Origin of the sequence: Vreelandella venusta, from assembly GCF_007989605.1 — a bacterium.
GTDB classification, from domain to species: Bacteria; Pseudomonadota; Gammaproteobacteria; order Pseudomonadales; family Halomonadaceae; genus Vreelandella; species Vreelandella venusta.
This window is the reverse complement of record NZ_BJUL01000042.1, coordinates 1-7,826: the sequence shown is the minus strand read 5'-3', so window position 1 is coordinate 7,826 and position 7,826 is coordinate 1. Positions and strand designations below refer to the sequence as shown.

Here is a 7,826-nt window from a genome sequence, read left to right as displayed (position 1 = left end):
AACCACACTTCCCCCCTTAGCAATCTAAACAGCTTTAAAAACGAGGGCCGACTGATCAGGCTCAGAAGGTGGTAAAACATCATGCCCACCTAACTTAGAAACCTAACGTTTTTAGCTTAACGCACATAATGAACTTCACCAGATTGATCGAAAGCTCACCGGTGACGTTGACGCAGCGAAGACAACAGTATTCTAGTAACTCGCCTGGTTAGCTATTCCCAAGCATGTACGCACGAAGCTGCCGCTCCTCTCGCATAACATAAAGGATCAGAACCTGTTTCTCATCCTCACGATAAAAAATGCGACATGGTGGAACCACTATCTCCCTGTATACCGAATTGGGGAGCTCAGGAGGAATCCGTCCAGATCGGGGGAAATTTTCCAAACGCTCGGTCTTATCGAAAACGTCTTGGACCAGATGGCTTGCGGCAGCAGGATTATCCAGAGCAATGTACTCAGCGATGGCATCCAGTTCTTGAAGGGCAGGCTCTGTCCAAATTACTTCAGCCATTTACTCATTTTCTCCCTGGCCTCGCTTTGGCTGTACGTTCTTCCCTCAAGTACAGCGCGCTCTCCCCGCGCAAGCCCCTCAAGCAGCTCTAGTCGGCGCTGCATAAACTCGTAATCTTGCACATCAACAAGGTATGCGGATGGCTTGCCATGTTCAGTGATCAGTACCGGCTCTTTCGAAAGATGCAGGTCTGCCAAGATTTTTGTGGCTTGGCGCTTAAGGTTGGTAACAAGTTCAACTTTCATGGGCACACTCTGAGTCAGACTAATAGTGGCACTATAGTATCACTTCCCAAGTGGGGCAATCACCGCTGATGATCACCTGTTAACGCCAAGTTGCCCACTAACAGCGGCAGTTTATGCACTATTCGTAGCGACTCCAGAGCCGAAGAACCTTAACCACCCGCTCTTCTTCAAGCACTTGCTAGACCAAGCTATGCTGGATATTAATCTGACGTAAATAAGCGCCTGCATGATCACCGATGAGCTTTTCACATGGTGGAGGCTTTCGATTGCTCAAGGTGCTGATTTTGGTTCATGAACTGCGGTGACTGCGGATAGTCAGAGCAGTACCACAGCAGGAGATACAGTAGGAGATAGCGATATGCAGACAATAGAGCTAGGCGGAGAAAGCGTACCCCGTATCGGCCAAGGCACCTGGCATATGGGCGAGCATGCCGAACAACGGCAGGCTGAGGTCAGGGCGCTGCGCGAAGGGCTGGATCTGGGCATGACGCTGATCGATACCGCAGAGATGTATGCCGAAGGCGGCGCTGAAGAGATCGTTGGTCAAGCGATCCATGATCGGCGCGATGAGGTGTATCTGGTCAGCAAGGTCTACCCGCACAACGCCAGTACCAAAGGTGTTCAAGCCGCCTGCGAGCGCAGCCTGCGGCGGTTGGGCACCGACACTATTGATCTATACCTGCTGCACTGGCGCGGCCAATACCCGCTGAGCGAAACAGTGGAAGCTTTTGAGCGGCTGCGCGAGCAGGGCAAGATTCTACGCTGGGGTGTATCGAACTTCGACATTGACGACTTAGCTGAGCTCGACGCGCCAGCTTGCGCCACCAACCAGGTGCTCTACAACCCCGAAGCACGCGGCATTGAATACGACCTGCTGCCCTGGCAAGCACAACACAACATGCCGCTCATGGCCTATTGCCCCATCGGGCAAGGCGGCGCGCTACTGCATGATGCCGCCCTGCAACGCATCGCCGACAAACACAGCGCCACCACCGCGCAAGTCGCCCTCGCCTGGGCACTGCGCCACCCCGGCGTGATTGCAATTCCTAAGGCTGTGAATCTGGATCACCTCAAGCAGAACTTTGATGCTGATAACGTCAGACTCGACGACGATGACCTGGTCCAGATCGATGCCGCCTATCCTCCGCCAACGCGCAAGCAGCCTTTGCAGATGGTGTGAATCCGAGCCATTAACGGCCCAGCACTGGAGCGATGTCATATCAAAACCCAATGCCTGGATCAGCTTTCTCGCCCACCTGCTGTTCATACTGTTGGCAACGACCCTGAACTGCTCGATGCGCGTACCGAGGTGGTTCAGGTATTCTTCGAGCATGGCGGTGGCCTGATCGACTCATCGCTCATATATGGCTCGGCGCCTCCCACCACCGCCAAACCAAACGATGGGCATTAAACATCAGCAGGTTGCCACTCACAATCATTACTAACCCTATAAGTGCATTCGCATGCCACTGGTAACCCTCGAACACCGTTGACAGCGCCAGCGCAACCAAAGGAAATAATACCGTCGCATAAGCCGCCTTACCGGCACCAATACGGCCGACCAGCATAAAGTAGGCACCAAAGCCTCCCACCGATCCTATTACCGCCAAATAAACCAGGGCACCTAGATATCTCGGTTCCGCTGGCAGGCTGAAACTGGCTCCCTGAGCCCAGGCAATCAACCCCATCAACATCCCTCCATACAGCATGGCAAAGGCGTTGGTGGTGTTGATTTGCAGACCGCACCGCTGATGCCTGACCGACACCATGTTACCCAGCGAAAACCCGTAGGTACCCAGCAACGTCAAGCCATTGGCGCCCAGCAGTTCCCACGTAGCCTCAACTGTGACCAGATCCTGCCAGAAAATCAGCGCCATGCCCGGCAGACCAAGGGCCAAAGCCAGGTAAAATACCCGCGGAACCGGTGTGCGAAAGAACAGGTAGCCATTGGCCGCATTAAACAGTATCGACATAGAAAACAGGATGGCAATTAGGCCGCTGGGCAGATAACCCGCAGCGGTATAGAAGCAGTAGAAATTCAAACCAAAGACACAGCCCCCCTGCAACAGGCAGAAAAGATGATCCCTGGTTTGCAGAGCCTGGCGTCGGCGCAACAATGTAAGCCCGATCAACAGCACCAGCGCGGCGATGAGAAAACGATAGAATACCGAGACCGGCACCGCCACCTCGCCCACTTGCCAAGCGATAGCCAGCCAGGTCGAGCCCCAGATAAGAACTGTTGAGATATACAGAAGGCTATTCATGGCTTGCCATTCCCAGAGTGGTTAGTGTCAGCCATAGTATCGGCTCACCCCGGCTGGCTGACTTGCCTGCGTTTGCGCCAGTTTGTCTATTCTTGCGGTTGAATGGTTCGCTGAATTGAGTTTCGTGCTGAGCCTGAGTACTGTTAACGCAGTTCCCAGGAGCCGCCAATGTTCACCGACACTTTGAGCCACTATCCCAGAATGAAACAGACGCAGGCGCGTCTAGTGAGTAGCACCCAGCTAAAAAATGGCATGGCGCTGGCCCGTTGGAGTAACCAAGAAGACCGTATTGAGAAAATTCACTCAAACCACCACACTCTGAGCGTTTATCTGAACGGCGCGGAGAACTCCCTACGCAGGCAGGGATCACAAACCATTGCCAGCGAGACCAGCAATAGCGTGTGTTTAATGCCCGCCAACCTAATCACCAGTTGGGACGTGCATGGGCCTATCTCACTACTGCATTTCTATTTCAGCGACACTCACCTGAGTCAGTTGATCGAACAGGTATGGGATAAAGATGGCCGAAGCGTGCAACTGGACGAAATCGACTTCGCCCAGGATGCGCTGCTCACTCAGCTGTTTTGCACTACCCTTGGCCAGAGCAACTGGCAAGACCCGCTGGATCAATTAGCGCTGGATTCCGCCACCCAAACGGCATTGATACACACCCTACGCCACTATAGCCAGCGCCGACTGCCAACTCTGCGCCCAACCGGTGGACTACCTGCGTGGCAATTAAAACGAGTGGTGGAGTTCATTGAGCATCACCTGAACCAACCCCTTACGCTGGCATGCATGGCGGGTATCACTGGCTTAAGTGACTACCACTTCGCCCGCATGTTCAAACAAGCCACTGGTTACCCACCACATCGCTATGTGCTGCACCGTCGTCTTATCCGGGCGCAATACTTGTTGGCGGAAACATCGCTAAATATGACTGAGATCGCGCTACGCTGCGGTTTTGGCTCCAGCAGTCATTTCAGCAACCGCTTTCGCGCAGAGACAGGTGTCAGTCCTACTGAGTATCGGACGCAACAACGTAGCTAGGGTTCTTACGAAGACTGCCTGCTACCCGCCCTGCTCTGGGCCTAGTCCTTATCATGTTCCGAGGGTTCGCTCTATGGAGTGGCGACGAAGAAGCCAAGGAAAGGGCGGCCACCGGACGCGAACTACTGCGACTTGTTATATCTTGTTAACTAACGGCAAAGTCTTCAAGTGCTTTTCCTGTCAAGCGGTAGCCTACCAAAGCGTTTTCTATATCCGCGACTGTCGCTAGCACTTCATGCTCTGCTTTTTCATAAGTCGCAAGTTCTATGACAAATTTATGGATTAAAGCCGAGTCTTCAATGGTAGCTTGCCGGGTTTCCACTTCTGACATTACCTACCTCCGTATCTTGTAATAATGTCTGTGTTCCGCTTACTGCGTCACCAATTCGCACGCAACCGCTCTCGCGCTACTCTACGCTGGCGTTATATAAGATCACCTCATCTCCAGCCCCATAGCCGCTAATCACGGCCGCGCGGGAGACTCCCAGCGTGGATTGATACAGCTTCTCTGCGAAGTTGCCTTCCGAGGTGGTTACCATCACCGCCCCCACATCGCAGCCCTGGCGGCGCACGTGAGCCTTGAACGGTGCTAGCGACTCCACAATGAGCTGCTTACCCAGCCCCCTACCTGCTGCTTCCGGGTGAATACCGATTTGCTCCAGCTCGATGATACTTTTTTCCCGAAAGCCGTTTTTCACGCACCAAAGGATATAGCCACGCACCTGGCCTTCCACTTCCACCACGTAGTAAACGCCCCGTGGATAGGTGTTAAACGACGACTCAATCCACAGCGCGTGATTTTTCTCACGGGGGAAACACGCCTGATACACCTCGGCGATGGCGGCAATATCGGTTTTTTCTGCTGCCCTTACGGCCATTCTAAAGTCCTTTTTTCTTTGAGAGCCCGTTGCTATCGGCTCATACCCGCCCTTTCTGGGGCTTACATCATGACTTTTTCAAACCAAAAAACTGTTGAATGGATTCGTCAATGGTCACAATTGCGCCGCCTACTTTCACACCATCTAAAAGAATGTGATGCACGACGGAATCTGGCGCATTAAGAGAGTTCTCGATATCTGCGCCAGAGTGAATCAAGCTCAGCTCTACCGCGCCAAAGGTCTCTTCTACCGCTACGCTAAACGAGGCTTTTAACTCTTGCTTGAACGCATCAAATGCTGATGCGTCTGCCAACGCCAGCGTGACTGCGGATGAATGTTCCATGGCTGCGCCTATTTGCTCAACGAGCGTTATCAGTCTGCCATCATTTCTAGCGCTGCGCGCCCCGGTGCTTCGCGCGGCTTGCGATCAAAGAACCAATGACGATGAGCACGCTAGCACTCAATACGGCCACCGTGGCCTCGCCGTATCCCGCCAAGATCAGTAGCACCACCGAGATGAGTGGCGCACTGTAGGCTAGGGTGCCAAGTAGCTGGATGTTCCCGTGTTTGACGCCATAGTCCCAGGTAAAAAATGCGATTCCAACCGGCCCAAGGCCCAGCCCAACCACGCCTACCCATTGCATCAAGCCATCCGGCCACACCGTCTCTTCCCACAGCATATGGCACCCTAAAGCCAGCAGCGCCGTCACGCCGCAGAACCAACCGACGGCATCGGTTGGCACTGAGCGCACCAATCTGCTAAGCACGGAGTAAGAAGACCAAATCAATGCACACGCCAGTGCTACCAGATAACCGGGCAGGTTCTCCCAAGCAAATCCGCCTGCATTTCGGCTGATCAACAACCAACAACCCACCAGCGCCACCAAGGCGCCAACGATAGACTGAGCTCGCATCCTCTCGTCCGGTAACAGGGCAGACAGCAGAACGATCAGTAGTGGCCAGAGGTAAGCCAACAGGCTGACTTCCACCGCCGGTGCTAGCGTCATCGCCTTGAAATATGCAAAGTGATAACCGAATAACCCGACGATACCGATACACCAGGCAAACGGCGACTGGCGTATATACCGAACGCCCGTATGGCCAGCCAAGACCCAACGCCCACCCATCAACAGAAACGCAATGCCGAAAGTCATGGCCATCAGCTGGAACTCTGGAATATCTCCGCCGGATAGCTTGGTCAGCAAAGCCAAAGTACCCCAAAGCAGAACGGAAATGGATCCGATCCAGGTAGCGGCATTCACGGTTGCCATGTCACTCTCCCCCGAGATTCTCATGCGTTAGCAGTGACGGGAGAGCGTATCCATGGCATCGATGGGGGTCTTTTGAATCCTGGCGGAATTATGTCGAGAGACGGCGGAAGTGGCTAGGCGGTTTGCCAAAGTGACGTCTGAAGCGGTCGCTGAAGGCCGATAACGACGAATAGCCTACCGCATCAGCCACCCGCTGAACGCTGAGGCCTGACTGTTCCAGAAGCCGAAACGCCTCTTTCATTCGCACTTCTGTGAGGTATTGATGAGGCGTCACGCCCACCTGATGGCGAAAAAGATCGTTCAACTGCCGAATACTCAAATGGGCCACGTTAGCAACCTCTGCCATGGAAATCGGTTGGTGGAAGTGATCATCCAGAAACTGTTGCGCTGCGTGAACCCTGCGATCCAGTTTCAATTGACTTCCATGGCGCTCCTGCAGCAGCTGTATCAGTAATAGCAGCATGTGATGCTGGGTAACGTTTGACCCAGCCCCGCTCATAGCCTGAGCATGAAGGAACTGGACGTAATGGTGTAGTGCCAAATCAAGCCCCACGAAACAAGGCAGCTTATCTAGCGCAGGAGCCAGCCCTACAGGCAAATCGGCCACTAAAAACCGATTATCTTCTGTTGCAGCAAACCCATGGCCGCTTCCTGAAGGGATGATGGCCGCACGGTGCTGTGCCACCTCCCCCGCCATGGAATCTACTGACAGAAATAGCGTGCCGACCAGGGGCAATACCAATTGATGATGGTCGTGGGAGTGACTTTTCACTTCATCATCATAGGTACGTATGTGCAGGCCGATCTCTGGATATTTCATGACCTTACTCAGCAGTCGTGGGCATATTCACTTCCTTGACCTGATTCCCCAGCCTTAGGCTGTGCGTTTTTAGGCAACGCTCGCTTGGTGGATGGAGGTGGCATCCAGCGTTTTGTAACCCCATTGCGAATACCAGCTTTTCATCCCCTCGAATACCCTGCGGGACTCCTCGAATGTTTGATCACGCTCTGAATCTGTACCGTAAATGTCCTCCCATGGCGTCAGAAGAAAAACAACGGGATTATAGGGGAACAGTTGAACATAGTTGGCGATGTCCACCCGTGACAACGCGTTCTCCGCATCAAGCATGTACAGCGCATCCCGCACCCCACGATCAAAGAACGTGGCCCGCTCGCCACCAGCGACACTCCGGTACTTTTCAATATCGGATTTCAGAATATCCTGAGCGAAACTTACTTTGACCAGGGATCTCTACAGCCCAAAGCCCCCACCCACGCTCAGCAATGAGAGACTTGATTCTTCTCCCCATACTGTAGCTTTCTTCCTCCGTCAGAGGCTTCAGGAAGAACTCCATCACGTCCTTATCCCTACACATCTGTGAAAAGGGATATAGGTCTTCGTCATCCCATTGCCGAAGTATCAATCTTTCCGTTCTAAATCATACGTCAGGTGATGCCTTATAACGCCGCAATCACTCGCTTGTCGCGTGCATTGCCTGGTTATGAGATGCTGGATGGTCACTTATCAGCCGCTCATACATTGCCGAGTCAGAGACGATCTCTGCTTCAACTCGCCAAAGTCCCAATGAATTGAATCCGTGCCGAAA

At 53.4% G+C, this 7,826-nt stretch carries 12 protein-coding genes; 2 read left to right on the top strand and 10 right to left on the bottom strand.

The features are described from left to right. Positions 1-208: 208 nt before the first annotated feature. Positions 209-511, bottom strand: a complete 303-nt coding sequence (locus HVE01_RS19520; protein ID WP_146945458.1) for a type II toxin-antitoxin system RelE/ParE family toxin — start codon at positions 509-511, stop codon at positions 209-211. Continuing rightward, a complete protein-coding gene (locus tag HVE01_RS19515) occupies positions 499-756 on the bottom strand; it encodes a type II toxin-antitoxin system Phd/YefM family antitoxin (protein ID WP_125748707.1) in 258 nt (85 codons plus the stop codon). Before HVE01_RS19515 ends, HVE01_RS19520 begins: the two co-directional genes overlap by 13 nt. Before the next feature lie 358 nt (positions 757-1,114). On the opposite strand from HVE01_RS19515, the gene HVE01_RS19505 reads away from it, so the two are divergent. Continuing rightward, a complete protein-coding gene (locus HVE01_RS19505; protein ID WP_146945457.1) occupies positions 1,115-1,936 on the top strand; it encodes an aldo/keto reductase in 822 nt (273 codons plus the stop codon). A 178-nt stretch (positions 1,937-2,114) separates the two neighbouring features. Here the strand turns inward: HVE01_RS19505 and HVE01_RS19495 are convergent, their stop codons facing one another. Then, positions 2,115-3,020: a DMT family transporter gene (locus tag HVE01_RS19495; RefSeq protein WP_146945456.1), complete on the bottom strand. Its 906-nt coding sequence runs from the start codon at positions 3,018-3,020 to the stop codon at positions 2,115-2,117. A 168-nt stretch (positions 3,021-3,188) separates the two neighbouring features. Between HVE01_RS19495 and HVE01_RS19490 the strand changes: the two genes are divergently transcribed. After that, on the top strand, positions 3,189-4,070 hold the full coding sequence (locus tag HVE01_RS19490) for a helix-turn-helix domain-containing protein (protein WP_022520598.1): 882 nt from the start codon (positions 3,189-3,191) through the stop codon (positions 4,068-4,070). Positions 4,071-4,215: 145 nt separating this feature from the next. On the opposite strand, the gene HVE01_RS19485 is transcribed toward HVE01_RS19490, so the two are convergent. From HVE01_RS19485 to HVE01_RS20190, 7 genes are all read right to left on the bottom strand, one after another. Then, positions 4,216-4,401, bottom strand: a complete 186-nt coding sequence (locus tag HVE01_RS19485; protein ID WP_186808882.1) for a hypothetical protein — start codon at positions 4,399-4,401, stop codon at positions 4,216-4,218. A gap of 76 nt (positions 4,402-4,477) precedes the next feature. Then, a complete protein-coding gene (locus tag HVE01_RS19480) occupies positions 4,478-4,948 on the bottom strand; it encodes a GNAT family N-acetyltransferase (protein WP_125748715.1) in 471 nt (156 codons plus the stop codon). A 67-nt stretch (positions 4,949-5,015) separates the two neighbouring features. Beyond that, positions 5,016-5,291 (bottom strand): hypothetical protein, encoded by a 276-nt coding sequence (locus tag HVE01_RS19475; protein ID WP_186808881.1) that lies wholly within the window; start codon positions 5,289-5,291, stop codon positions 5,016-5,018. Positions 5,292-5,337: 46 nt separating this feature from the next. Next, entirely contained in the window at positions 5,338-6,219 is an 882-nt protein-coding gene (gene yddG / locus HVE01_RS19470) for an aromatic amino acid exporter YddG (RefSeq protein ID WP_232471487.1), read from the bottom strand. Between the two features lie 88 nt (positions 6,220-6,307). Then, positions 6,308-7,039, bottom strand: a complete 732-nt coding sequence (locus tag HVE01_RS19465) for an AraC family transcriptional regulator (RefSeq protein ID WP_146945455.1) — start codon at positions 7,037-7,039, stop codon at positions 6,308-6,310. A gap of 69 nt (positions 7,040-7,108) precedes the next feature. Further along, positions 7,109-7,465 (bottom strand): AAA family ATPase, encoded by a 357-nt coding sequence (locus tag HVE01_RS19460; protein ID WP_280529890.1) that lies wholly within the window; start codon positions 7,463-7,465, stop codon positions 7,109-7,111. Continuing rightward, positions 7,419-7,595, bottom strand: coding sequence for a hypothetical protein (locus HVE01_RS20190; RefSeq protein ID WP_422822498.1), 177 nt, complete (start codon positions 7,593-7,595; stop codon positions 7,419-7,421). The genes HVE01_RS19460 and HVE01_RS20190 overlap by 47 nt, the downstream gene beginning before the upstream one ends. Positions 7,596-7,826 lie beyond the last annotated feature (231 nt).